Origin of the sequence: Brenneria populi (genome assembly GCF_036016195.1) — a bacterium.
In the GTDB taxonomy this organism is placed as follows: domain Bacteria; phylum Pseudomonadota; class Gammaproteobacteria; order Enterobacterales; family Enterobacteriaceae; genus Brenneria; species Brenneria populi.
On record NZ_JAYWTM010000006.1, the window covers coordinates 443941 to 466216 of the forward strand.

Consider the following 22276-nt stretch of genomic DNA (forward strand, 5'->3'; position numbering starts at 1 on the left):
AACAGCCATGTTACTGGCGCAAATTTCCGATCTGCATTTTCGCAGCGAGGGCCGCAAGCTGTATGAATTTATCGATATCAACGGCCGGAACGCTGAAGCGATCAATAAGCTGAATGCGCTGACGGAGCGGCCCGACGCCGTGGTGATAAGCGGCGATATCGTTAACTGCGGGCATCCGCGGGAGTATCAGGTTGCGCACAATGTGCTGCAAATGCTGGACTACCCGATGTACGTGATCCCCGGCAATCATGACGATAAACAGAATTTCCTGAACGCCATGCGCCCGCTGTGCCCTTCGCTGGGCGATGATGCGGAAAATATGCGCTATGCGGTGGATGCGTTTCCGCTGCGTCTGCTGTTTATCGACAGCAGTTTGGCAGGGCAGTCAAAAGGCTGGCTGACGCCGGCGACGCTCTCATGGCTGGAGCAACAGCTTAGCCAACATCCGACGTGGGAAAGCGCGCTTTTCATGCACCACCCGCCTTTGCCGCTGGGCTCGGCCCAGATGGATCCCATCGCCTGTGAAAACGGACGGGAACTGCTGCGTCTGATCGAACGGTTTCCTCAACTGACCCGGGTGTTCTGCGGCCATAATCACCGTTTGATCTTCACGCAGTACCGCCAGGCTATCATCGCCACGGTGCCGGGCACGGTACACCAGGTGCCTTACTTTCATACGGATAGCGCGCCCTATTACAACCTTGAACCCGCTTCCGTCGTGATGCACCGCTATGTGCCGGATACCGGATTAGTGAGTTATTGCCAGTCGCTGGCGCCGTTTGCCGGTCCTTATCTCTACGATGCGCGTATTAGCTGCCCGGTGGATGAGTCATGGCTGTGATTGAGTTACGCAATATCAGCAAGCGGTTTGAGCAAACTCAGGCGCTGAAGTCGTTGTCGCTGGAGATCGCCGACGGCGAATTTCTGGTGCTGGTCGGTCCGTCCGGCTGCGGCAAAAGTACCTTATTGCGTATGCTGGCCGGTTTGGAGAATGTGAGCTCAGGGCAAATTCTGCTTGATGGGCAAGACATTTCCGGCTGGACGCCGAAGCAGCGCAACTTTTCGATGATTTTCCAGAACTACGCGCTGTTTCCGCATCTGACGGTGGAACAGAACATCACGTTCGGTATGCGCATGCGCGGGGAGCCTAAAGCGGAATACCCGCAGCGCGTACAGCGGGTCGCCACTCTGCTGCAGCTTGAATCATTGCTGTCGCGTAAGCCGGGTAAGCTCTCCGGCGGCCAGCGTCAGCGGGTGGCGATGGCGCGCGCCATCGTTCGTAATCCGCACCTCTTTTTGATGGATGAACCGCTATCGAATTTGGACGCCAGGCTGCGCAGCGAAGTGCGGGACGGGATTATGGCGCTGCATCAGCAACTGAAAACCACCACGGTTTACGTCACCCACGATCAAATCGAGGCCATGACCATGGCCGATCGGATTGCGGTGCTGGATCGCGGCGAGTTACAGCAGATAGGCACGCCGGAGCAGCTTTACGCTCATCCGGCCAACGTGTTTGTCGCGGGGTTCATCGGCACGCCGACGATGAATCTCATCCCGCTGCCTTGTACCTCGGGTCATGCCGCGCTGTTGGCGCGGCGCATTCGTCTGCCTGAAACGCATGAATCCGGTCAACTGACGGACGTGCTGCTGGGTATTCGTCCTGAACATATTAGCGAACAGGCGGCATCAGAAGGGCGGATTTCGCTGCCGGCAACGGTAGTTCATAGAGAATTGTTCGGCGCGGAATATCTGATCCAGGCGGACACCGCGCTGGGCGCGCTTCGCTATCGACGGGCCAACCGCGAGGGCGTGCCGGACATCGGCGCGGCGTTGACGTTGAGTTTTTCATTACAGGATTGTCATTGGTTTTCCGGGCAAACCGCCTGCAATTTATCCCAGGAGAAAGTAAATGCGTAAATATCATGTCGCCGCGCTGGCCATTGCGCTGCTGGGCGCGGGCCAGGCGTTCGCCAAACAGAGTATCGATTTCATGTTTCCCGCCCCGGTGGACGGTAAGCTGACGATGGAAATGAAACGGATCATCGACGAGTACAATGCGTCGCAGGATCGGGTCGATGTGCGCGGTATTTTCACCGGCGGCTATGACACCACCAAGGTGAAAGCCGAGGCCGCCGCGAAGGCGGGGCAGCCGCCGGCGCTGGTGATCATGGCGGCTAACTTTACCGCCGATCTGGTCATCAAGGATCAAATCCTGCCGATGGATGAGCTGTTTAAATACGGCAATGAGAAGGCCACGCCATTCCTGATGGAAAATTTCTGGCCCGCGCTGCGCCAGAACGCTCAGGTAATGGGCGTGACCTACGCCATCCCATTTCACAACTCTACGCCTATCCTCTATTACAACGAGGATATGCTGAAACAGGCCGGGTTCAGCGAAGCGCCGAAAACCTGGGACGAGGTGGTCAAGGTGGCGAAAAAGCTGACCGACCCGGCGAAAGGACAGTGGGGCATGATGATCCCATCCACTAACGACGATTACGGCGGCTGGATGCTGTCTGCGCTGACCCGCGCCAACGGCGGAGCTTATTACAACACGGACTATCCGGGAGAAGTGTATTACAACACTGTCTCGACCAAGGGGGCGTTACAGTTTTGGCGCGATCTGGTATATCGCGATAAGGTGATGCCGGCCGGCGTGCTGAATTCCAAACAAATCAGCGCCGCCTTCTTCTCCGGCAAGCTGGGCATGGCGATGCTGAGCACCGGGGCGCTGGGCTTTATGCGTGAAAATACCAAAGATTTTTCGCTGGGCGTGGCGATGATGCCGGAAAAGGTGCGCCGTGGCGTGACGATTGGCGGCGCCAGTCTGGTGAGTTTCAAAGGCATCTCGGAAGATCAGAAAAAGGCGGCCTGGGCGTTCCTGAACTATCTGGTCAGCCCGAAGGTGAGCGGGAGTTGGAGCCGTTTCACCGGCTATTTCTCTCCCAGAATGGCCGCTTACGATTTACCGGAAATGAAAGATTACCTGGCTAAGGATCCGCGGGCGGCGATCGCGTTGTCGCAGCTGCAGTACGCTCATCCGTGGTATGCCACCTACGAAACCGTAGCGGTGCGCAAGGCGATGGAAAATCAGCTGGCGGCGCTACTGAACGACCCCGCGATAAGCGTGGATAAAGCGGTAACCGCCGCGCAGCGGGAAGCGGACGACATTATGAAGCCCTATGTCGAGCGGACGGCGCTGAGTTTACCGAAATAAAATAGATTCGCGACGACAGAGGGATGCGCAAACTCGGCATCCCTCTGAATCCAGACATGCGCCGCCGCGCAATGCTTACGTCGGCAACCGATGCTAAAGCAGCCAGCCCTTATCCTGCGCCGCTTCCAGATGCTGTTTCAGATGCCGCCACAGCTCCGGGTTGACGCCGGCGATAAACTCGGCGCGGCCCAGCACTTGCTCCAGACGGATACCGTTTTCCACCCAGCTTTGCCCCTGGTTATGCAGGTTCATCAGGATGGGCATCACGCGGTCGAGCATCAGGGCGAAGCGGGCGTTAGCGGTTTCGCCGGCTTCGTATTCCAGCCACAGCTGATGAAAATGCCGCCGCTGCGGTTCAGGCAGTAAGCCGAACAGGCGGGCGGCGGCGGCCACTTCCCGGTCGTGGATGGCGGCGCGGGCGGCCAGGTCGTAAACCATGACGTCCCCGGCGTCGATTTCGACGATATCGTGAACCAGCGCCATTTGAATAACGCGGTTGATATCAACCTCTTCCCCGGCATAGGGCGCCAGGCTCATGGCGGCGACGGCGAAGTGCCAGCTGTGCTCGGCCGAGTCTTCGTGACGTGAACTGCCGATGATTTTTGAGCGCCGCTGTACGCTTTTTAACTTATCAATTTCCATCAAAAAACCGACCACGTTGGTCAGCGAACCGAAATCGAGAACGGATGGAGATAACGACATGGGAACAACCTCTTTCAATTGAAACCGGATAAGCGGTTAAACGCGGGCGGCCTGCGTATTTGTCGTAGAAAATAAATGACGGCCGGAACCCGATAACCCTTAACGACGCCGGAAGGCGCGGCGGGCGAGCGCGCCGGAAGCGGGTCATTGTAGGGGATGTCGCGGAAGATTTATACGCATTATTGCGCGTGATGATTAAAGAGATAGCCGTTTCATACGGCATGCTCCTATGCCGCCGTCCGCCGCGTCAGCAAACGGGAACGACGCGGGTAAGGCCGTTTTTTTCACCGCCTGAGAAGGGGGCGGACGGTGAAAAATAATTTTTAGCTTACAGGTGTACACTGAAACTATTCTCAGCTAATCTGCTTAAGGATTATTCTCCGGGGTTCTATCGTCAGGTTTACGTTTTGCGCGCGATGACGGGCCTGCCGGCTGAATAGGCGTTAATGAGGTAGATGATGGCGAAAAATTTATGGGCATCGGGATATTCGCTGGCGGAGGAAATCGCCAACAGCGTTAGCCACGGAATCGGCCTGGTTTTCGGTATTGTCGGTCTGGTTTTATTGCTGGTGCAGGCGGTCGGGCAGGGCGCCGACGGCGTCGCCATCGCCAGCTACAGTCTGTACGGCGGCAGCATTATTCTGCTATTTCTGGCTTCGACGCTGTATCACGCCATTCCTTCGCCGCGGGCCAAGCCGTGGCTGAAAAAATTCGACCACAGCGCGATTTATCTGCTGATTGCCGGCACCTATACGCCTTTCTTACTGGTTGGGCTGAATTCACCGCTGGCCCACGGGCTAATGGTGGTTATCTGGAGTATGGCGCTGCTGGGCGTGATATTTAAACTGGCCTTCGCTCACCGCTTCGAAGCGCTTTCGCTGATTACCTATCTGGTGATGGGGTGGCTGTCGCTAGTGGTGATTTATCAATTGGCGTCGGCGCTGTCCGCCGGCGGCGTTGCGCTGCTAGCGGCGGGCGGCGCAATCTATACGCTGGGCGTGATTTTTTATGCCTGCAACCGCATTCCTTATAATCACGCCATCTGGCACGGCTTTGTGCTCGGCGGCAGCGTCTGCCATTTTCTGGCGATTTATCTGTACGTTTAGCGCCGAACCGATGATGCCTGCGTCCGCAGGCATCGTCACGGCCGTCAGTCGGTTATCTCATACGGCAGCGGTTGGAGCGTCAGCCGGCCGTCGGCATCGTCGCGTACGCGCAGAACGCTGTCGGCCTCCAGATCGTTGTTCAGGACGGCCTGCACCCAGACGCGGCTATCGCCCAACCGGCAGGCCGCCAGGACGGTGCCGGTGCGGCGCCAGTTATCGCCCAATCGCAGTTCCAAATCTTCCCCGGCTTCGGGAACCCGTTCGGCCTGACCCGCCAGCCAGTATAGCGCCCGTTTGTTGGCGCCCCGGTACTTGGCGCGGGCGACCATTTCCTGCCCGGCATAACAGCCTTTGCTGAAGCTGATCCCATTTAATGCCTGCAAATTAGCCGCTTGCGGGATGAACTGCGCACTGTTTCCGCTGTCAATGATCGGCAGGCCGGATTCAATATCCAAAGCCAGCCATTGGCGGCTATCATTGAATTCGACGTTGTCCGTGAGCTGTTCCAGCAATGCGGCATAGCGCGCGGCGGGTAATACCAGCAGGAAGCGCTCGGCGGGATGTGCAAAATGCAGCACGGTGGCATCCTGGATCTGCATCACCGGATGCTCGGCGTCAGGCAGGCGGCTGAAGACGGGCTGAAGCCGTTGGCGAATGTCGGCGCCGGCGGCGCCCAGCAGAACGACGTCGTCGTCCGCCGCAATCGTTGTTTTCGAGAATACCGCGTACTTTTTCAATTCGTTGAGTTGCGTATCGCGTAAGCTCCGGCGTTCGATGAAGGCGAACCCCTCCGCCCGCTGGAACAAACGCAGATCGCTCCACATTTTTCCTTTGGCGTCACAGTGCGCGCAGAGTACATGTTGGTCGGCGGCGAGCGCGGCCACATCGGCGGTGACTTGACCCTGAAGGTATTTGACGGTGTCGGGACCGTTCAGCGTGACCAGCGCCCACCGATCGAGCGAAATCAGCGTGGCGGGTAAATCGGCGGCGGCAAGCAGTGGTTGTGAAGAAAAAGAGGGTTGATTGACCATAATATGTTCCTGCTCTGCTAAGCGAATGAGCTAATGGTAAAAGAGCGGCGCGGGTTTGCAAGCGGTTATTATTCCCGGCGCGGCCAAGCCCGCGGCGCAATCATGGTTAATAGGCGGGTAAAATATGTCAAAGTGTTACTATTCGTTGAATACCCGCCGCTGAAATCGGGTTACACTAATAGGTATGATCGATAATAAGGTGGTTTTAAGCATGGATATTGAAAATAAATCACGGATTCATTGGGCATGTCGGCGTGGTATGCGCGAACTGGATATTTCTATCATGCCCTTTTTTGAACATGAATATGATGCATTAAGCGATGATGATAAACATACGTTTATCCGTCTGTTGCAGTGTGACGATCCGGATCTGTTCAACTGGCTGATGAACCACGGCGAACCGCAGGATCAGGATCTGAAACGAATGATCTCCCTTATCCAAACGCGAAATAAAGACCGTGGCCCAGTGGCAATGTGACCTTCGCGTCTCCTGGCGTATGCAGCTTTTTTCACTGGTTGCGCACGGACTACTGGTGTTGCTGATTCTGCTGGCCCCCTGGCCGGATCGCTATACGGCGCTGTGGCTGGGGCTGGTCACGCTGGTGGTGTTCGGTTTTATCCGCAGTCAACGCAACATAAAATCCCGCCACGGCGAAATTTTATTGCATAGCGCAACGCGCCTGCGCTGGCAGAAACAGGAGTGGCTGGTTGCCAAACGCCCCTGGATGCTGAGGAACGGCGTTTTGCTAACGCTCAAGGCGATCGATGGCAAGGGACGCAAACGCCTGTGGCTGGCCTCGGACAGCATGGGGGACGACGAATGGCGTCATTTACGCCAGCTGCTATTGCAGCATAACAGCCGGGCAAATTGATACTCAGGCCGGCCGCGCGCCTTTATTCCCGCGATAGATTGTTTTTTCCTTTAATCTATTTCCTGTACCGTTTGAATTCGCGACGTGATTTCACGCTGCCGACGCTACTCCGTCCCGTCTCTTTAGGCTTGGCGCCGAGGTTCGCCGATTGCGACGGCGGATAAAAACGACCGCGGTGATTTACGCCGGCTGGCGTAGCGGGTATCTTACGCGCCGTATACCAAGAGAGAAGCCGATGACGACGCAAGCTGATAAACATACGGTGCAAAAAAACGCGCTGCACCCGCGCAACCGCCACCGCGGCCGATATGATTTCGCCGCGCTAAAGCAAATCCACCCGGCGCTGATTCCCCATGTGAAGGTGAACGCCTATGGCGATGAGTCGATCGATTTTGCCGACCCGGATGCGGTTAAGGCGCTGAATCAGGCTCTGCTGCACCATTTTTACCAGATTGAACGCTGGATTATTCCAGACGGTTTTCTCTGCCCGCCGGTTCCCGGCCGGGCGGATTACCTTCACTATCTGGCCGATCTGCTGGCGGAGGATAATCGCGCCGTGGTGCCGCGCGACGCCAGCGTGCTGGATGTCGGCTGCGGCGCCAACTGCATTTATCCGCTGATTGGCCACCGCGAATATGGCTGGCGTTTTACCGGCAGTGAAATTAATCCGCAGGCGATGCAGGCGGCCAATGCCACTATTGAGGCGAATCCCGGCCTGAATCGCGCTATTCGGCTGCGGCGTCAGAAAAACAGCCAAGCCATCCTTGCCGGCATTATCCATAAGAACGAAATTTTTGATGCGACGCTTTGCAATCCGCCGTTCCATGCGTCTGCCGCCGAAGCGCGCCAGGGATCGCAACGCAAGCTGCATAACCTTGGGCTGGATAAAAATTCGCCGCTTAACTTCGGCGGCCAGCGGGACGAGCTGTGGTGCGACGGCGGTGAGAGCGCGTTTATCGGCCGGATGATTAACGAGAGCGCCGACGTCGCCCGTCAGTGCCTGTGGTTTACCGCGCTGGTTTCGCGCAAAGAGAATCTGCCGGGCATTTATCGTGCGCTGGAAAGCGTCGGGGCTGCGACGGTCAGAACCGTCGATATGGCGCAGGGGCAGAAGCAGAGCCGTTTTGTGGCCTGGAGCTTTTTTGACGCCCCCGCCCGCGCAAGGTGGTGGTTACAGAAACGGCGGTAGCGCGCCTGACGGCGGCGCGTTTTTTACAGCTCCGCCGCAATTTCCTGCAAAATTTGTCCGCACCACTGTTCCAGGCGCTCGTCGCTCAGATCGTACTGATTGACTTCATCCAGCGCCAGCCCGACAAAATGTTCGCCGTCGGCGGTCAGCGGTTTCGGACTGGTAAAATCGTAGCCCTCGGTCGGCCAATAGCCGACAAACTTCACGCCCGACGGCAGCAATTGCGCGTGCAGCATGCCCAGCGCGTCAAGGAACCATTCGCCATACCCCAGCTGGTCGCCCATGCCGTACAGCGCCACAATTTTGCCGCTCAGATTAAGAGTGGGGAGCTGTTGCCAGATGTTTTCCCAGTCTTCCTGTATTTCGCCGAAATCCCAGGTCGGGATGCCCAGAATCAGTATCTCGTACTCTTCCATCCGCTGCGGGGCGACATCTTTGACGTTGTGCAGATCGACCAGATCGTCGCCTAGAATGTCGCGGATTTTTTCCGCCGCCATTTCGGTATAGCAGGTGCTTGAACCGTAAAATAGACCGATTTTCATATGTGATAGAGAAGTCGTTTCAGATCAATGATAAGTGATGGCGTCGACCGCGGTTATCCCACCGCCTTGAACGCAGAAGCGTAGCCTAACCGAATATGCGGCGACAGTATATTGGAAATATCGGCCAATCAGCGCGACGGCGCTTCTCCTCTCTTTTTATCGCACCCATGCCGGGGGAGTATTCCAGGTCAGCGCGGTAAAGTCGTCGAGAACCTCAAAAATATGCGTCTGCATATCGCTGGCGCCCTCTTCCGCTCTGGCGCGGATAACGTTGTCGCGCCAGGTCTCGGCATGTCTGCGCTCTCTGAATAGATAGACTCCGCAGCGTAAGTTGGCCTGCTTATCGAATGTCCATATTTTGGAAATCAGCCCGTCAACCTGCGCGATTTCCTGCGCCAGATGTCGCATCTCAGCGTGCGTGCTGTCGAGCTGCTTGGTCGATGGATGGTAAGTCACTTGCAATAAATGAGTCATTTAGGTCTTTATCTCTGGGATGAACCACGATCGCTGCCGGGGTAAATGCCCGAACAATGTGTCATGTAATCAAGGGGGTGAACAGCGATAGACATCATACTCCCGAACAGGGAGGCGATCGATCGCCGCAGACGCCGCGGTGTTTTAGCGGGGGAAGAGGGAAAGCCGGACGGGGAGAAAAAAGCGGCGAAGGCCGGAGCCTTCGCCGTATGGCGCCGGATCAGCCAAGAGACTGATGGCGGGTCTCTTTGCTTAACAGCAGAGCGATCAGCGTCAGCGACGCCATGGCCGCCAGATAGAGCCCCACATAGAACAGGCCGTATGTCACGGTCAGCCAGGTGGCGATATAGGGAGCGACGGAGGCGCCTAGAATAGAGGAGACGTTATAGGAGAACGACGCGCCGGTATAGCGGACTTCCGTCGGGAACAGCTCCGGCAGCAGCGCGCCCATCGGGCCGAAGGTCAGCCCCATCATGCCCATTCCGCAGATCAGGAAAGCCATCACGATCGCCGAATTGCCGGAGCCGAGCATCGACGGAAACAGCATGGCGAAGGCCAGCATCAGGCAGGTGACGGCAATCATGGTTTTGCGGCGTCCGAAAATATCCGCCAGATAGCCCGCCAGCGGGATAATGATGGCGAAGGCGATAACGGCAATCATCAGCATCCACAGGAAGGTGTTGCGCGAGAAGCCCAGCCCTCTTGGCGCCGGCGTGGTGCCGTAGGTCATGGAGTAGACGGTCATGATGTAGAACAGCGTATACGTCGCCAGCATGATGAAAGTACCCAGAATGGTGACTTTCAAATGCTTACGGAACAGCGTGCCGATCGGCACGCGCACCTGTCCGCCCGCTTTGGCGACTTTGGCGAATACCGGCGTTTCATGCAGAGAGACGCGCACATACAGGCCGATCAGCACCAGCACGGCGGAGAAGATGAACGGCACGCGCCAGCCCCACTGCATGAACTGCTCGTCGGTCAGCAGCCAGGAGAGCAGCAGGAAGGTGCCGTTGGCGAAGAAGAAGCCGATCGGGGCGCCGAGCTGGGGGAATGAACCGTAGAGCGCGCGTTTGTGCGCCGGCGCGTTTTCCGTCGCCAGCAGCGCCGCGCCGCCCCATTCGCCGCCCAGTCCCAAACCCTGGCCGAAACGGGCCAGCGCCAATAACATAGGCGCGAAGATGCCGATGGTTTCATAGCTGGGCAGAAGGCCGATAACCACCGTGGAAATGCCCATGGTCAGCAGCGATGCGACCAGCGTGACTTTGCGGCCGATGCGATCGCCGAAATGTCCGAATAGCGCCGAGCCGATCGGGCGCGCGATAAACGCGATGGCGAAAGTGGCCAGCGACTGTAGCGTTGCCGCGGCCGGGTCTCCCTGGGGGAAGAAAATATGGGGAAATACCAGTACGGCGGCGGTGGCATAAATATAAAAATCAAAAAATTCAATCGCGGTTCCCACCAGAGAGGCAATAATCACTTTACTTTTGGAGTTTACCGGTGGAGAGTCCGCCTCGGCGTCGATAGCGGGGGTGATGGTAGCTTGCATGGTAATTCATCTTTTTTAACAACACGAACAGCTATTCTATGCATAGAGAAATGGGCTTTTCAACGGAGATTCCGTAAGGGGATAAGCGGGCGAAAAAGCGAGTCTGGAGGCTATTCCAGCATATACCGAATACGTAAAATATAATCTTATCGTATTATGTTTATACCGGAGAATGTTATGACGATACGAGCTCTGACGGAATATGTGAGATCCGGCGATTTTTGCGATTATTATCCCCGTCATTCCGCCGTTTGCCGCCAAATGACCGCATTTTGACATCCAGAATCCCGAGACTTGCAGAAAGCGCGCAGGGTAAGGATGATTAGCCGGTTAACGAATGACTCAGGCATAATATTCCCGTCGTCCTTTAGGCGGCGTGCGAAAACGCGGCTGGCGTTTTTGTCCGGCAGCTTGAAGTATGAAGGGGATGGACGTTCATGACGAAAGAGGGGAGCGCGATGCAGGCGCAGGATCAAGCGTTTATCGAGCAGTTTCTCGATGCGCTGTGGCTGGAGCGCAATCTGGCGGAAAATACGCTGGCCTCTTATCGGCTGGATTTACGCGCGCTGGCGGAGTGGCTGGCGCATCATGATAGCGATCTGCTGCGCGCGCAGGCTATCGATCTGCAATCTTTTCTGGCCGAACGGGTGGAAGGCGGCTACAAGGCGACCAGCTCCGCGCGTTTACTGAGCGCCATGCGCAGGCTGTTTCAGTATCTTTACCGGGAAAAAATGCGCAGCGACGACCCCAGCGCGGCGCTGTCGTCGCCAAAGCTGCCGCAGCGCCTGCCGAAAGATTTGAGCGAGGCTCAGGTCGACGCGTTGCTCAACGCCCCCAGCGTCGATCAACCGCTGGAGCTACGCGACAAAGCCATGCTTGAGGTACTGTACGCCACCGGGCTGCGGGTCTCCGAACTGGTGGGGCTGACGCTCAGCGACGTCAGCCTGCGCCAGGGCGTCGTACGGGTAATCGGCAAGGGAAATAAGGAGCGGCTGGTGCCGCTGGGCGAAGAGGCCGTGTACTGGATTGAGCAATATCTGGAGCATGGCCGCCCGTGGCTGCTTAACGGACGGACGCTGGATGTGATGTTTCCCAGTAACCGCGCGCAGCAGATGACGCGTCAGACCTTCTGGCATCGCATCAAGCACTATGCGATTCTGGCGTCGATTGATAGCGAAAAGTTATCTCCGCATGTGCTGCGCCACGCGTTCGCCACCCACTTATTGAATCATGGCGCGGACCTGCGCGTCGTACAAATGTTGCTGGGACACAGCGACCTCTCTACCACGCAAATTTATACCCATGTGGCGACGGAACGGCTGAAGCAGCTTCATCAACGCCATCACCCGCGGGCGTAGCAAGGCGATTTATCGCTGACGGGCGGCGAGTGCCGGTCAGCGGCGGATTATTACGGCGTACTTACCGAAACAGGATTATGCAATGAAAAAAGGGTTACTACTGCTCTCTCTATTGGCGGCAACGGCGGCGGGTGCGGCCCGCGCCGATGACGCGGCGATTAAACAAACGATGGCCCGCCTGGGCATGCCGGATGCGGAAGTGCAACCCGCGCCGCTGGCCGGTATGAGAACCGTACTGACGGACAGCGGCGTGTTTTACATCAGCGAAGACGGCAAGCATCTAATCCAGGGGCCGCTGTACGATATCAGCGGCAGCGCGCCGGTGAACGTGACGAATCGGATTCTGAAAGGGAAAATGGACGCGTTGCAGGATCAGATGATCGTCTATAAAGCCGCGCAGGAAAAATACGTGATAACCGTGTTTACCGATATCACCTGCGGTTACTGCCAAAAGCTGCATGAACAGATGAAAGATTACAACGCGCTGGGCATTACCGTACGCTATCTGGCCTTTCCGCGTCAGGGGCCGAACTCCCAGACCGAGAAGAATATGCAGTCTATCTGGTGCGTGGCCGACCGGAATAAAGCGCTTGATGACGCCATGAAGGGCGATGAAATCTCGCCGGCGTCCTGTAATGTCGATATCGACGCGCACTATCAGCTCGGCATCCAGTTCGGCGTGAAGGGAACTCCGGCGATCGTACTGGCGGACGGCATGGTGGTGCCGGGTTATCAGGAGCCGAAAGAGATGTTGACCATGTTGAACGCGCACCAGGCGTCGATGAAGACAGGCGGTTGACGACACTGTGGAACTGATAACTCAGCTGCGCCGGCGTCCGCCGGCGCAAGATAGTGATTTACCCATGACGATGCCGCCGCTGTTGCGCCGTTTATACGCGCAGCGGGGCATCAAGGGCGAGCGGGAACTGGAGCGCGGCCTGCGCGGCCTGCTGGATTATCGGCTGCTTAACGGTATCGGGCAGGCCGTCGATTTTTTGCAACAGGCGCTGGCGGATCGGCGTTGTATCGTCGTCGTCGGCGATTTTGACGCCGACGGCGCCACCAGTACCGCGCTGACGGTGCTGGCGTTGCGCGGCATGGGCGGCGTCAACGTCAAGTATCTGGTGCCGAACCGCTTCGACGACGGCTACGGGCTTAGCCCGGAAGTGGTGGCGCAGGCGGCCGCGCTGGGGGCGGAGGTCATCGTCACGGTGGATAACGGCATCTCTTCCCACGCCGGGGTGGACGAGGCGCGCCGGCGCGGCATCGCCGTACTGGTCACCGACCACCATTTGCCGGGAGAGACGCTGCCCGCCGCCGATGCGATGATTAACCCCAATCTGCGCGACTGCGCCTTTCCGTCCAAGGCGCTGGCGGGCGTCGGGGTGGCGTTTTACCTGATGATGGCGCTGTTTGTACGCTTGCGCGATAGCGGCTGGTTTACGCAGAAAGCGCTGGCGGAGCCGAAGCTGACCGAACTGCTGGATTTGGTGGCGTTGGGCACGGTGGCGGACGTGGTGCCGCTGGACGCCAACAACCGCATTCTGGTGGCGCAGGGGCTGAGCCGCATTCGCGCGGGAAGGTGCCGGCCCGGTATCCGCGCGCTGCTGGAAGTGGCGAACCGCGACGCCCGTCAATTGGTCGCCAGCGATCTCGGTTTCGCGCTGGGGCCGCGGCTCAACGCCGCCGGCCGGCTCGATGATATGTCGGTCGGCGTGGCGCTGCTGCTCAGCGACGACATCGTGCAGGCCCGCATGCTGGCCAGCGATCTGGATGCGCTGAATCAAACCCGCCGTGAAATTGAGCAGGGGATGCAAACGGAAGCGCTGCGATTGTGCGAAAAGCTGGAGCATAGCCGGACCGAACTGCCTTATGGGCTGGCGATGTACCATCCTGAATGGCATCAGGGCGTGGTGGGGATTCTGGCGTCGCGGATTAAGGAGCGCTTTCATCGTCCGGTGATCGCCTTCGCCCCCGCCGGGGACGGGATGCTGAAAGGGTCGGGGCGCTCGATCGCCGGATTGCATTTGCGCGACGCGCTGGAACGTCTGGATACCCTGTATCCGGGGATGATGCTGAAATTCGGCGGCCATGCCATGGCGGCGGGGCTGTCGCTGATGGAAGAGCGGTTCGATGAGTTTCGGCTGCGCTTCGGCGAACTGGTGGGCGAATGGCTGGATGCGTCCCAGTTGGAAGGCGTTATCTGGTCGGACGGCGAACTGGCGCTGCCCGAACTGTGTCTGTCCACGGCGGAAATGCTGCGCGACGCCGGGCCGTGGGGACAGGCTTTTCCCGAGCCGACGTTTGACGGCCGCTTTCGCCTTCTGCAACAAAAGCTGGTGGGCGAGCGTCACCTGAAGGTGATGGTTGAACCGGTAAACGGCGGCCCGCTGCTGGACGGCATCGCCTTTAATGTCGACACGCGCCTGTGGCCGGACGGCAGCGTACGGGAAGCGGAACTGGCGTATAAGCTGGATGTCAATGAGTATCGCGGCAAACGTTCGGTACAGCTGCTGATTCAGCACCTGTGGCCGCTATAGGGGAAGGGAAAAGGGTATATAAACCCTGACCTTAATCCGTTAGAATAGGCCGTTTAAATCTATTCCTTCACCGACGACTTAACGTAAGATTATAAAAATCATGTTTGAAATCAATCCGGTAAAAAACCGCATTCAGGATCTGTCCGAACGTACGGACGTCCTTAGGGGGTATCTTTGACTATGATGCCAAGAAAGAGCGCCTGGAAGAGGTAAACGCCGAGCTGGAACAGCCGGACGTCTGGAACGATCCGGAGCGCGCGCAAACGCTGGGTAAAGAGCGCTCCTCGCTGGAAGCCATCGTTGATACCATCGATCAAATGACGCGGGGGCTGGAAGATGTTTCCGGCCTGCTTGAGCTGGCGGTGGAAGAGGAAGACGAAGACACCTTTAATGAAACCGGTGCCGAGCTGGACGCGCTGGAAAAGAAACTCGCGCAGCTCGAATTTCGCCGCATGTTCTCCGGCCAATATGACAGCGCCGACTGCTACCTTGATATCCAGGCGGGCTCCGGCGGTACGGAAGCGCAGGACTGGGCCAGCATGCTGGTGCGTATGTACCTGCGTTGGGCGGAAGCCAAAGGTTTCAAAACCGAAATTATCGAAGAGTCCGACGGCGAAGTGGCCGGAACGAAATCCGCCACCATCAAAATCATGGGCGACTACGCGTTCGGCTGGCTGCGTACCGAAACCGGCGTGCATCGCCTGGTGCGTAAAAGTCCGTTTGACTCGGGCGGCCGCCGCCATACGTCGTTCAGTTCGGCTTTCGTCTATCCCGAAGTGGATGACGACATTGATATCGAAATCAATCCCGCCGACCTGCGTATCGATGTTTACCGCGCTTCGGGCGCCGGCGGCCAGCACGTTAACCGTACGGAGTCGGCGGTGCGCATCACCCACATTCCGACCAATATCGTCACGCAGTGTCAGAACGACCGTTCCCAGCATAAAAACAAAGATCAGGCGATGAAACAGCTCAAGGCCAAGCTGTACGAGTTTGAGATGCAAAAGAAAAATGCTGAGAAGCAGGCGATGGAAGACAACAAGTCGGATATCGGCTGGGGTAGCCAGATTCGCTCCTACGTGCTGGATGATTCACGCATCAAGGACCTGCGTACCGGGGTGGAGACACGCAATACCCAGGCGGTGCTCGATGGCGATCTGGATAAATTTATTGAAGCAAGTTTAAAAGCGGGGTTATAAGGAATTCTCATGGCTGAATCACAATCACAGGGTGCCGATCGGGCGCAGGAACTTAATAACGAACTGAAATCGCGTCGTGAGAAGCTGGCTGCGCTGCGTGAGCATGGCATCGCGTTTCCGAATGATTTTCGCCGTAACGCGACCTCCGATCTTCTGCATGCCGAGTACGACGGCAAGGAGAATGAAGAGCTGGAGGCGCTGGATATCGACGTTATCGTCGCCGGCCGAATGATGACGCGCCGTATCATGGGAAAAGCCTCTTTCGTCACCTTGCAGGACGTCGGCGGCCGCATTCAGCTGTATGTCTCCCGCGACGATCTGGCGGAGGGCGTCTACAACGAGCAGTTCAAAAAATGGGACCTGGGCGACATCCTCGGCGCGCGCGGCAAGCTGTTCAAGACCAAAACCGGCGAGCTGTCCGTTCACTGTACCGAGTTGCGCCTGTTGACCAAAGCGCTGCGTCCGCTGCCGGATAAGTTCCACGGCCTGGCGGATCAGGAGACCCGCTACCGCCAGCGCTATCTGGATCTGATCGCCAACGATGAATCCCGCAATACCTTCCGTATTCGTTCAAAGGTGCTGGCCGCTATCCGCAACTTCATGGTAGGCCAGGGCTTTATGGAAGTGGAAACGCCGATGATGCAGGTGATCCCCGGCGGTGCCAGCGCCCGTCCGTTCGTCACGCATCACAATGCGCTGGATATCGATATGTATCTGCGCATCGCGCCGGAGCTGTATCTGAAGCGTCTGGTGGTGGGCGGCTTCGAGCGCGTGTTCGAAATTAACCGCAACTTCCGTAACGAAGGGCTCTCTCCGCGTCACAATCCCGAGTTCACCATGATGGAGCTTTATATGGCGTACGCCGATTATAAAGACCTGATTGTACTGACGGAAACGCTGTTCCGTACGCTGACTCAGGAAGTGCTGGGCACCACGACGATTGCCTATGGCGATCAGACGTTCGACTTCGGCAAGCCGTTTGAGAAGTTGACCATGCGCGAAGCCATCTGCAAATACCGCCCGGAAACCAACGTCGCCGATCTGGACGATCTGGAGAAGGCCAGCGCGATTGCGCACTCTCTGGGCATCAAGATCGAGAAGAGCTGGGGGCTGGGCCGTATAGTCACCGAGATTTTTGAAGAAACGGCGGAAAGCAATCTGATTCAGCCGACCTTCATTACCGAATATCCGGCGGAAGTGTCGCCGCTGGCCCGCCGCAACGATAAGAACCCGGCGATTACCGACCGTTTTGAGTTCTTTATCGGCGGTCGTGAAATCGGCAACGGCTTCTCCGAGCTGAACGATGCGGAAGATCAGGCTGAACGCTTCGCTCAGCAGGTGAGCGCGAAAGACGCCGGCGATGATGAAGCGATGTTCTACGACGAAGATTACGTGACCGCGCTGGAGCATGGTCTGCCGCCGACCGCCGGCCTGGGCATCGGCATCGACCGTATGGTGATGCTGTTCACCAACAGCCACACGATCCGCGACGTGATTCTGTTCCCGGCGATGCGCCCGCAGAAATAATCCTGTCCGCGGCGCATTGCCGCACAGGAAAACGGCGCTTAATCGCGCCGTTTGAGTCTGCTGACAAACCCGTCTGTTAGATCGAGATACACGGGGCGACCACGGGGGTGAGGCGTCCCTGCGGGAACCTCCCCCCGTGTTTCCCCTAATATCTGATTTTGTCAACGGTCTGAAACGGCGCTTAATCGCGCCGTTTTCGTTCCGCTGAGTACGGGAAGCCGCTTTTAAGCAAACCAGGCGTTTTTACTGTATCAATATCCCCTGGATAAGATTGGCCTTCACGATGGTCACCTGAGGAATATCTAGCGCCTGCATAAAACCCTCTACCAGCAACAGATTGCTGACGTCGGTATCGCGGTAGTCCCCGATCAGTTCCGCGTCCCCTTTCCAGACCTGCTCTTTTGATACGCGTTCCAGATCGGCCAGCGTATAGGTGTTGTCCGCCGGCTTTATCTGCGCCTTGATGGAAAAGCCGTGTACGCCGCCGATGCCAATCACCCGCCGGGTTTTTACATCGTCTTTGATCTGCGGGCTGACGTGGGTGCGCGCGTAGAAACTCACGTAGCGCAGTACGGTGTCGCGCAGCGAACCAATGGGATTGGGCGTGCTATCGGCCTGGCGATCTTTATTTTGCAGAACGTCGGTAATAAAGTTTTTCAGCGTGACCGACGCCAGTTTCCCCTGATAGGTATCGGCGACGGTCTGTCCGTTCTGTTGACGTAGCGCGGTCATTTGCATTGAGCCGCCGCCAATATCCCACACCAACAGATCGTTATTGCCGAGGGTCTCGTCATGCAGCGCCGCTTTCGCCGACAGAAAACCCAGTTCGGCCTCCTGCTGCTGCGAAATAATTTTAAGCTGTATATCCGCCCGCTGATTAAAGTCGTCGATCGCCTGCTGTCCATTGGCGGCCGAACGGAATACCGCCGTCGCCACGCCGCTGATGCGCTGCGGATGGAAGGTTCTCGCTTTCGTCACCAGCTCATTCAGCGCCGCCGCTCCCTGCTGCCGGATCGCCGCGCTCAGCTGATTATCGGTCGATTTGGACAGATCGGCATTAAAGGCGATAGGGCGCTGATCTTCATACAACACTTTTCCCAGCACCTGCCGGCAAATATCCACCTGCGCCACCTGGATCTTGGTGCTGCCCGAACCCATATCAATGCCCGCGCGTGTTTCAATGCAATTGTCGGCCGCTGCCGAAAACGTACTGGTCAGCAACACCAGCCCGACGATGCTGATTAAGCGTTTTTTCATGTCATCCTGCCATAAAAGAAAGTAAAGAAGAGCCGGTCAGTTACAGTTACCTGTTTTTCAGGTGTTCGGGGGATAAGGACCGACCCTATATCGTGACCTAAAGCCGGTCCCGCGTAAAGAAGGGCGTTATGGCCGGCGCTATCGCGGGGGGCCGGCCATAACGCCGGCGTGGAAAGCGTAGGTAAAAAAGCGCTTTTTAGGCTAACGCCTCTGCGATTGGTTAAAACCTGAGCTTTCGGTCCGGTTTTTTGCTTGCCCGGCAACGGGATAGCGCTATAATGCCAAGCGCACTTCCCCTGCGAGTGTAGTTCAATGGTAGAACGAGAGCTTCCCAAGCTCTATACGAGGGTTCGATTCCCTTCACTCGCTCCAAGTTCTCTTCTCTGTATATCTCCTGAATTCAATAAAAATCAGTAAAATCAACGATTACATGTTTTTGTTGGCCTCTCCGTATCAACTCACATCTACCCAAATCATGTGTTGAATGTGTATAGTAATGTGCATAGAGGGTGTTATACACACTCATTTCTATACACATTGGGCAGCTATACATACCGGAAACTATACACATGCCGCTTACAGACCTTGAGATACGCCGCGCCAAGCCACAGGAGAAACCCTATACCAAGAATGATGGTCATGGGCTTTCACTGCTGATCGAGCCGAACGGATCGAAGGGATGGCGCTTTCGCTATCGTTTCGATGGCAAGGCGAAAATGCTTTCTTTCGGGACATACCCCACGATCTCGTTGAATGAGGCGCGGCAGAAACGTGATGAAGCAAAAAAGCTGGTCGCCGCAGGAGTAAATCCCAGTGATGTGCGTAAAGAGCAGAAGCTGGCAAAACAAGGGCGTAATGAAAACACATTTGAGTCGATAGCGCGTGAATGGTACGAAAAGCGGTTGGATCGCTGGTCGGCATCATACAGCGAAGAAATGATGAGTACCTTTGAGAAAGATGTTTTCCCGTTTATTGGGCATCGCCCCATTGCGGAAATTAAGCCTATGGAACTTCTGGCGGTACTGTCCAAGTTAAACGATCGTGGTGCTACCGAGAAAATGCGTAAGGTGCGGCAGCGGTGTGGCGAAGTGTGGAAGTACGCGATTATAACGGGCAGAGCAGAATATAACCCTGCGCCGGATTTGGTGAGTGCATTCGTTGCTCATAAAAAGGAGCACTATGCTTTTTTAACGGCACCAGAGCTACCTGAATTCTTTCAAACGCTGAATACCTACAGCGGCAGTTTAATTGTAAAACTGGCTACAAAGCTGTTGATCCTGACGGCTGTCAGACCGGGAGAACTCCGCCAGGCCGAGTGGAAAGAATTTGATTTTGATAAGCGCTTATGGGAAATACCGGCAGAAAGAATGAAAAAGCGGCGTCCTCATTGTGTGCCGTTATCAATTCAGGTTATTTCCATTCTTGAAGAATTAAAGCCGATTACCGGCCATTACCCGCTTGTTTTCCCCGGTAGGGTTCAACATACCAAGCCAATGAGTGAAATGGCCATGAATGTGTTGATGCGTCGTATTGGCTATGGTGGGCGTGTTACAGGGCATGGTTTCCGCCATACGATGAGCACAATTTTGTATGAACAAGGATACGATACAGCCTGGATTGAAACACAGCTTGCCCACGTTGATAAAAATAGTATTCGCGGAACCTATAACCATGCGCAATATCTTGATGGTCGTCGAGAAATGATGCAGTGGTATGCGGATTATCTTGATGAGATTTCAAAGGATTAAATGATGATTATCAGAGATTACTATTACCTTTCAGAAGCCGCAGAAATCTTGAAAATGGAAGTTGCGGATCTGCGATACCTTGCTTATAAAGGTGAGGTTAAACTTGGCGACTCTTTTAGTGAACTGTCTAAAAGTTGGATTTTTAAAAGTAAAGTATATATAAAAAGTGAAGATGTATTTAACGAATGGATGATTAGCTCAAATGCTAATATAAATGGAGACCGCCATATAATAGGAGGATCATATTTAGATGTTCTTGATGATAAAATCATTTCTGATGATGATGGAGTTTATGTTCTCTCTTATTTAAAAGGTTATTGGCATTATGATGACAAACATATATTTAAAATATATGACGCGCGTGGCGATGAGGAAGATTTACCGTTGTATTTCCATCCTGATCTATTAGATGGTGAAGAGTGTAATTTTATAAAAGCAATTCCAATATATGAAGATGATGTGGAGTATATTCTATCCGGTAATGCTGAAATATCAGGTCGGCAATTGCTTAGATTAATTAAAGCTTATGGGAAAGATAAACGTTCTCCGCAATCTATCGCTCAAAAAGAAAGGCACGCAAAACCTAAAGTTGAAATATTGATGGCAATTATTTATCTATTAAGAAGTGATGCGGAATATTTAAATTATACTGCTACTGGGTTAGCTAATGTTTTATTTGAGAAGGCAGCATTGTTTTGGCCTGAAAAGAAAGTACCGCCTTTAGAGCATGAAACAATAAAAAAATTACTCACTGATTCATTTAGACTTATTGGTTAACATTTTTTTAACCGAAAATGGCTGTAAAGATTGTAAAGTTACGGCCATTCTCGCCTGTAAAAATCGATGTTTTAATTCACTCCAGTTGATTCCGGTAGACAAAGCGATGGAGTGATATGTCAAGTAAAGTTCATTACAACCTGAACCAGTTCAGACCTAACCCCGACTCAATGATTGATATGAAATTTATCACAACTGATTGTTTGTTAAGTGATAAATGGATTTACAAATTGATTGCCCAGGGGAGATTCCCTAAACCCATAAAAATAGGCCGTATGTCACGTTGGAAAGCCTCAGATTATTACGCGTGGCGGGATAGCCATATAGCGGCATCGAATTAATAGTCTGAGCAACACAACATCGGTTTTTACTTTAAGGATGAATAAGTGAAAAAAATAGAACACTGTAAATACGATAAAGCCATGAACATTATCGCGGCTTATCATCCGGTTCCATTTGAACCTAAATACGGGGATGGCGGTTATGCGGTCCGGGTAATTGAAATCTATCGCCTGTTTAAAATGGAGCGCTCATTAGCCGAACTGGAAACCCTGACCGGCTATAACATGCCTAGCTACATGTGTGACCCGGACGAAATCAACTTCCTGATTGAACGTGGCACGGCGATTTGTGTTAGCGCGCAAAAAGCCGTTGATGAAGCTCAGAAAGGCGTTATCCGATACGGCGGCGAGGCTGATATCCTTCACCAAAATATGCCTGATACCAGGGAAAGCCTTGTTTCCATGAAAGAAGCCATGAGGCAGATGCAGGAGCGGCGGTTACAGGCACAAGATGATTTTGAGCGGGCTAAATTAATCTATCAAGCACGATACGGATTATTAGGTTTATTACGCCCCGTTGTGGAAGCGATGCTGAAAAAGAACATCAAAGGCTTTATGAATAAGGTAATGGAAAAGCTGCCGGTTGCTTCCTTACCTGAGTATGCTTATAAAATCAGTTCTTATTCTGATGGTTTAAGTTGTGAATCCCATATTTATGCCTGGTCAGCGATGGATGAATTACAAAAAGCGGTTGAATAGATATTAAAACGCTGCCGTTACCCCATAGATAAATATGAGTTAAATAATAATGGGATCGCAAGGTCTGAATTATGTCGTTTGTATTACGGCCATGAAGGTGAGTTATTTCGTCAACTCATGCCAGTAAATGATTATGTGAAATTAATGA

At 55.0% G+C, this 22276-nt stretch carries 21 protein-coding genes and 1 tRNA gene; 16 read left to right on the forward strand and 6 right to left on the reverse strand.

Going from position 1 to position 22276, the window contains the following annotated elements; translation table 11 throughout:
* The first annotated feature begins 7 nt into the window (after positions 1–7).
* From VSX58_RS09560 to VSX58_RS09570, 3 genes are read left to right on the forward strand one after another with little or no spacing between them, the layout of a single operon-like run.
* Positions 8–841, forward strand: coding sequence for a phosphodiesterase (locus VSX58_RS09560; protein WP_327617838.1), 834 nt, complete (start codon positions 8–10; stop codon positions 839–841).
* Positions 832–1920, forward strand: a complete 1089-nt coding sequence (locus VSX58_RS09565) for an ABC transporter ATP-binding protein (protein WP_327617840.1) — start codon at positions 832–834, stop codon at positions 1918–1920. The genes VSX58_RS09560 and VSX58_RS09565 overlap by 10 nt, the downstream gene beginning before the upstream one ends.
* Entirely contained in the window at positions 1913–3220 is a 1308-nt protein-coding gene (locus VSX58_RS09570; RefSeq protein ID WP_327617841.1) for an ABC transporter substrate-binding protein, read from the forward strand. The genes VSX58_RS09565 and VSX58_RS09570 overlap by 8 nt, the downstream gene beginning before the upstream one ends.
* Positions 3221–3313: 93 nt before the next feature.
* Here the strand turns inward: VSX58_RS09570 and VSX58_RS09575 are convergent, their stop codons facing one another.
* Positions 3314–3922 carry an HD domain-containing protein gene (locus VSX58_RS09575; RefSeq protein WP_327617842.1) on the reverse strand — a complete coding sequence of 203 codons (609 nt, stop codon included), beginning with the start codon at positions 3920–3922 and terminating at the stop codon, positions 3314–3316.
* Between the two features lie 455 nt (positions 3923–4377).
* On the opposite strand from VSX58_RS09575, the gene trhA reads away from it, so the two are divergent.
* On the forward strand, positions 4378–5028 hold the full coding sequence (gene trhA, locus VSX58_RS09580) for a PAQR family membrane homeostasis protein TrhA (protein WP_327617843.1): 651 nt from the start codon (positions 4378–4380) through the stop codon (positions 5026–5028).
* A gap of 44 nt (positions 5029–5072) precedes the next feature.
* On the opposite strand, the gene ygfZ is transcribed toward trhA, so the two are convergent.
* Positions 5073–6059 carry a tRNA-modifying protein YgfZ gene (ygfZ, locus tag VSX58_RS09585; protein WP_327617844.1) on the reverse strand — a complete coding sequence of 329 codons (987 nt, stop codon included), beginning with the start codon at positions 6057–6059 and terminating at the stop codon, positions 5073–5075.
* A 211-nt stretch (positions 6060–6270) separates the two neighbouring features.
* On the opposite strand from ygfZ, the gene sdhE reads away from it, so the two are divergent.
* The 3 genes from sdhE to rlmF all read left to right on the forward strand — a co-directional run bounded on the left by sdhE (position 6271) and on the right by rlmF (position 8120).
* A complete protein-coding gene (gene sdhE, locus VSX58_RS09590) occupies positions 6271–6537 on the forward strand; it encodes an FAD assembly factor SdhE (protein ID WP_327614096.1) in 267 nt (88 codons plus the stop codon).
* Entirely contained in the window at positions 6518–6931 is a 414-nt protein-coding gene (locus tag VSX58_RS09595; RefSeq protein WP_327614095.1) for a protein YgfX, read from the forward strand. Before sdhE ends, VSX58_RS09595 begins: the two co-directional genes overlap by 20 nt.
* A gap of 235 nt (positions 6932–7166) precedes the next feature.
* Positions 7167–8120 (forward strand): 23S rRNA (adenine(1618)-N(6))-methyltransferase RlmF, encoded by a 954-nt coding sequence (rlmF, locus tag VSX58_RS09600; RefSeq protein ID WP_327614094.1) that lies wholly within the window; start codon positions 7167–7169, stop codon positions 8118–8120.
* A 23-nt stretch (positions 8121–8143) separates the two neighbouring features.
* Here the strand turns inward: rlmF and fldB are convergent, their stop codons facing one another.
* The 3 genes from fldB to VSX58_RS09615 all read right to left on the reverse strand — a co-directional run bounded on the left by fldB (position 8144) and on the right by VSX58_RS09615 (position 10682).
* A complete protein-coding gene (fldB, locus tag VSX58_RS09605) occupies positions 8144–8662 on the reverse strand; it encodes a flavodoxin FldB (protein ID WP_327617845.1) in 519 nt (172 codons plus the stop codon).
* A 156-nt stretch (positions 8663–8818) separates the two neighbouring features.
* Positions 8819–9136, reverse strand: a complete 318-nt coding sequence (locus VSX58_RS09610; RefSeq protein ID WP_327617846.1) for a YdhR family protein — start codon at positions 9134–9136, stop codon at positions 8819–8821.
* 220 nt (positions 9137–9356) lie between these two features.
* Positions 9357–10682, reverse strand: a complete 1326-nt coding sequence (locus VSX58_RS09615; RefSeq protein WP_327617847.1) for an MFS transporter — start codon at positions 10680–10682, stop codon at positions 9357–9359.
* Between the two features lie 458 nt (positions 10683–11140).
* Between VSX58_RS09615 and xerD the strand changes: the two genes are divergently transcribed.
* The 5 genes from xerD to lysS all read left to right on the forward strand — a co-directional run bounded on the left by xerD (position 11141) and on the right by lysS (position 17306).
* Positions 11141–12040, forward strand: a complete 900-nt coding sequence (gene xerD, locus VSX58_RS09620) for a site-specific tyrosine recombinase XerD (protein ID WP_327617904.1) — start codon at positions 11141–11143, stop codon at positions 12038–12040.
* A gap of 82 nt (positions 12041–12122) precedes the next feature.
* Entirely contained in the window at positions 12123–12839 is a 717-nt protein-coding gene (gene dsbC, locus VSX58_RS09625) for a bifunctional protein-disulfide isomerase/oxidoreductase DsbC (protein ID WP_327617848.1), read from the forward strand.
* A 7-nt stretch (positions 12840–12846) separates the two neighbouring features.
* A complete protein-coding gene (gene recJ / locus VSX58_RS09630; RefSeq protein ID WP_327617849.1) occupies positions 12847–14580 on the forward strand; it encodes a single-stranded-DNA-specific exonuclease RecJ in 1734 nt (577 codons plus the stop codon).
* A gap of 100 nt (positions 14581–14680) precedes the next feature.
* Positions 14681–15779, forward strand: a protein-coding gene (prfB, locus tag VSX58_RS09635; RefSeq protein ID WP_327617850.1) for a peptide chain release factor 2 whose coding sequence is annotated in 2 segments (ribosomal slippage) — positions 14681–14755 and positions 14757–15779 — 1098 coding nt in all. Because the reading frame shifts where the segments join, the coding sequence is not laid out codon by codon here.
* 9 nt (positions 15780–15788) lie between these two features.
* Positions 15789–17306: a lysine--tRNA ligase gene (lysS, locus tag VSX58_RS09640; protein WP_327617851.1), complete on the forward strand. Its 1518-nt coding sequence runs from the start codon at positions 15789–15791 to the stop codon at positions 17304–17306.
* 243 nt (positions 17307–17549) lie between these two features.
* Here the strand turns inward: lysS and VSX58_RS09645 are convergent, their stop codons facing one another.
* Entirely contained in the window at positions 17550–18563 is a 1014-nt protein-coding gene (locus tag VSX58_RS09645) for a Ppx/GppA phosphatase family protein (protein WP_327617852.1), read from the reverse strand.
* A 298-nt stretch (positions 18564–18861) separates the two neighbouring features.
* Here VSX58_RS09645 and VSX58_RS09650 point away from each other — a divergent pair.
* From VSX58_RS09650 to VSX58_RS09670, 4 genes are all read left to right on the forward strand, one after another.
* A tRNA-Gly gene (locus tag VSX58_RS09650) sits at positions 18862–18935 on the forward strand.
* Between the two features lie 197 nt (positions 18936–19132).
* On the forward strand, positions 19133–20311 hold the full coding sequence (locus tag VSX58_RS09655; protein WP_327617853.1) for a tyrosine-type recombinase/integrase: 1179 nt from the start codon (positions 19133–19135) through the stop codon (positions 20309–20311).
* The gene (locus VSX58_RS09660; protein ID WP_327617854.1) at positions 20312–21088 is read left to right on the forward strand and encodes a hypothetical protein; all 777 of its coding nucleotides are present in this window, start codon (positions 20312–20314) and stop codon (positions 21086–21088) included.
* 386 nt (positions 21089–21474) lie between these two features.
* Positions 21475–22128 (forward strand): hypothetical protein, encoded by a 654-nt coding sequence (locus tag VSX58_RS09670; RefSeq protein ID WP_327617855.1) that lies wholly within the window; start codon positions 21475–21477, stop codon positions 22126–22128.
* Positions 22129–22276: the final 148 nt, after the last annotated feature.

What these genes read in the sequence shown, in the direction of transcription:
- xerD (WP_327617904.1), top strand. Translation starts at nt 11,141, where the DNA reads ATGCAGGCGCAGGATCAAGCGTTTATCGAGCAGTTTCTCGATGCGCTG.
- fldB (WP_327617845.1), bottom strand. Translation starts at nt 8,662, where the DNA reads ATGAAAATCGGTCTATTTTACGGTTCAAGCACCTGCTATACCGAAATG.
- VSX58_RS09560 (WP_327617838.1), top strand. Translation starts at nt 8, where the DNA reads ATGTTACTGGCGCAAATTTCCGATCTGCATTTTCGCAGCGAGGGCCGC.
- lysS (WP_327617851.1), top strand. Translation starts at nt 15,789, where the DNA reads ATGGCTGAATCACAATCACAGGGTGCCGATCGGGCGCAGGAACTTAAT.
- VSX58_RS09645 (WP_327617852.1), bottom strand. Translation starts at nt 18,563, where the DNA reads ATGAAAAAACGCTTAATCAGCATCGTCGGGCTGGTGTTGCTGACCAGT.
- dsbC (WP_327617848.1), top strand. Translation starts at nt 12,123, where the DNA reads ATGAAAAAAGGGTTACTACTGCTCTCTCTATTGGCGGCAACGGCGGCG.
- ygfZ (WP_327617844.1), bottom strand. Translation starts at nt 6,059, where the DNA reads ATGGTCAATCAACCCTCTTTTTCTTCACAACCACTGCTTGCCGCCGCC.
- VSX58_RS09655 (WP_327617853.1), top strand. Translation starts at nt 19,133, where the DNA reads ATGCCGCTTACAGACCTTGAGATACGCCGCGCCAAGCCACAGGAGAAA.
- VSX58_RS09575 (WP_327617842.1), bottom strand. Translation starts at nt 3,922, where the DNA reads ATGTCGTTATCTCCATCCGTTCTCGATTTCGGTTCGCTGACCAACGTG.
- VSX58_RS09610 (WP_327617846.1), bottom strand. Translation starts at nt 9,136, where the DNA reads ATGACTCATTTATTGCAAGTGACTTACCATCCATCGACCAAGCAGCTC.
- VSX58_RS09660 (WP_327617854.1), top strand. Translation starts at nt 20,312, where the DNA reads ATGATGATTATCAGAGATTACTATTACCTTTCAGAAGCCGCAGAAATC.
- VSX58_RS09565 (WP_327617840.1), top strand. Translation starts at nt 832, where the DNA reads ATGGCTGTGATTGAGTTACGCAATATCAGCAAGCGGTTTGAGCAAACT.
- rlmF (WP_327614094.1), top strand. Translation starts at nt 7,167, where the DNA reads ATGACGACGCAAGCTGATAAACATACGGTGCAAAAAAACGCGCTGCAC.
- sdhE (WP_327614096.1), top strand. Translation starts at nt 6,271, where the DNA reads ATGGATATTGAAAATAAATCACGGATTCATTGGGCATGTCGGCGTGGT.
- VSX58_RS09615 (WP_327617847.1), bottom strand. Translation starts at nt 10,682, where the DNA reads ATGCAAGCTACCATCACCCCCGCTATCGACGCCGAGGCGGACTCTCCA.
- trhA (WP_327617843.1), top strand. Translation starts at nt 4,378, where the DNA reads ATGATGGCGAAAAATTTATGGGCATCGGGATATTCGCTGGCGGAGGAA.
- VSX58_RS09570 (WP_327617841.1), top strand. Translation starts at nt 1,913, where the DNA reads ATGCGTAAATATCATGTCGCCGCGCTGGCCATTGCGCTGCTGGGCGCG.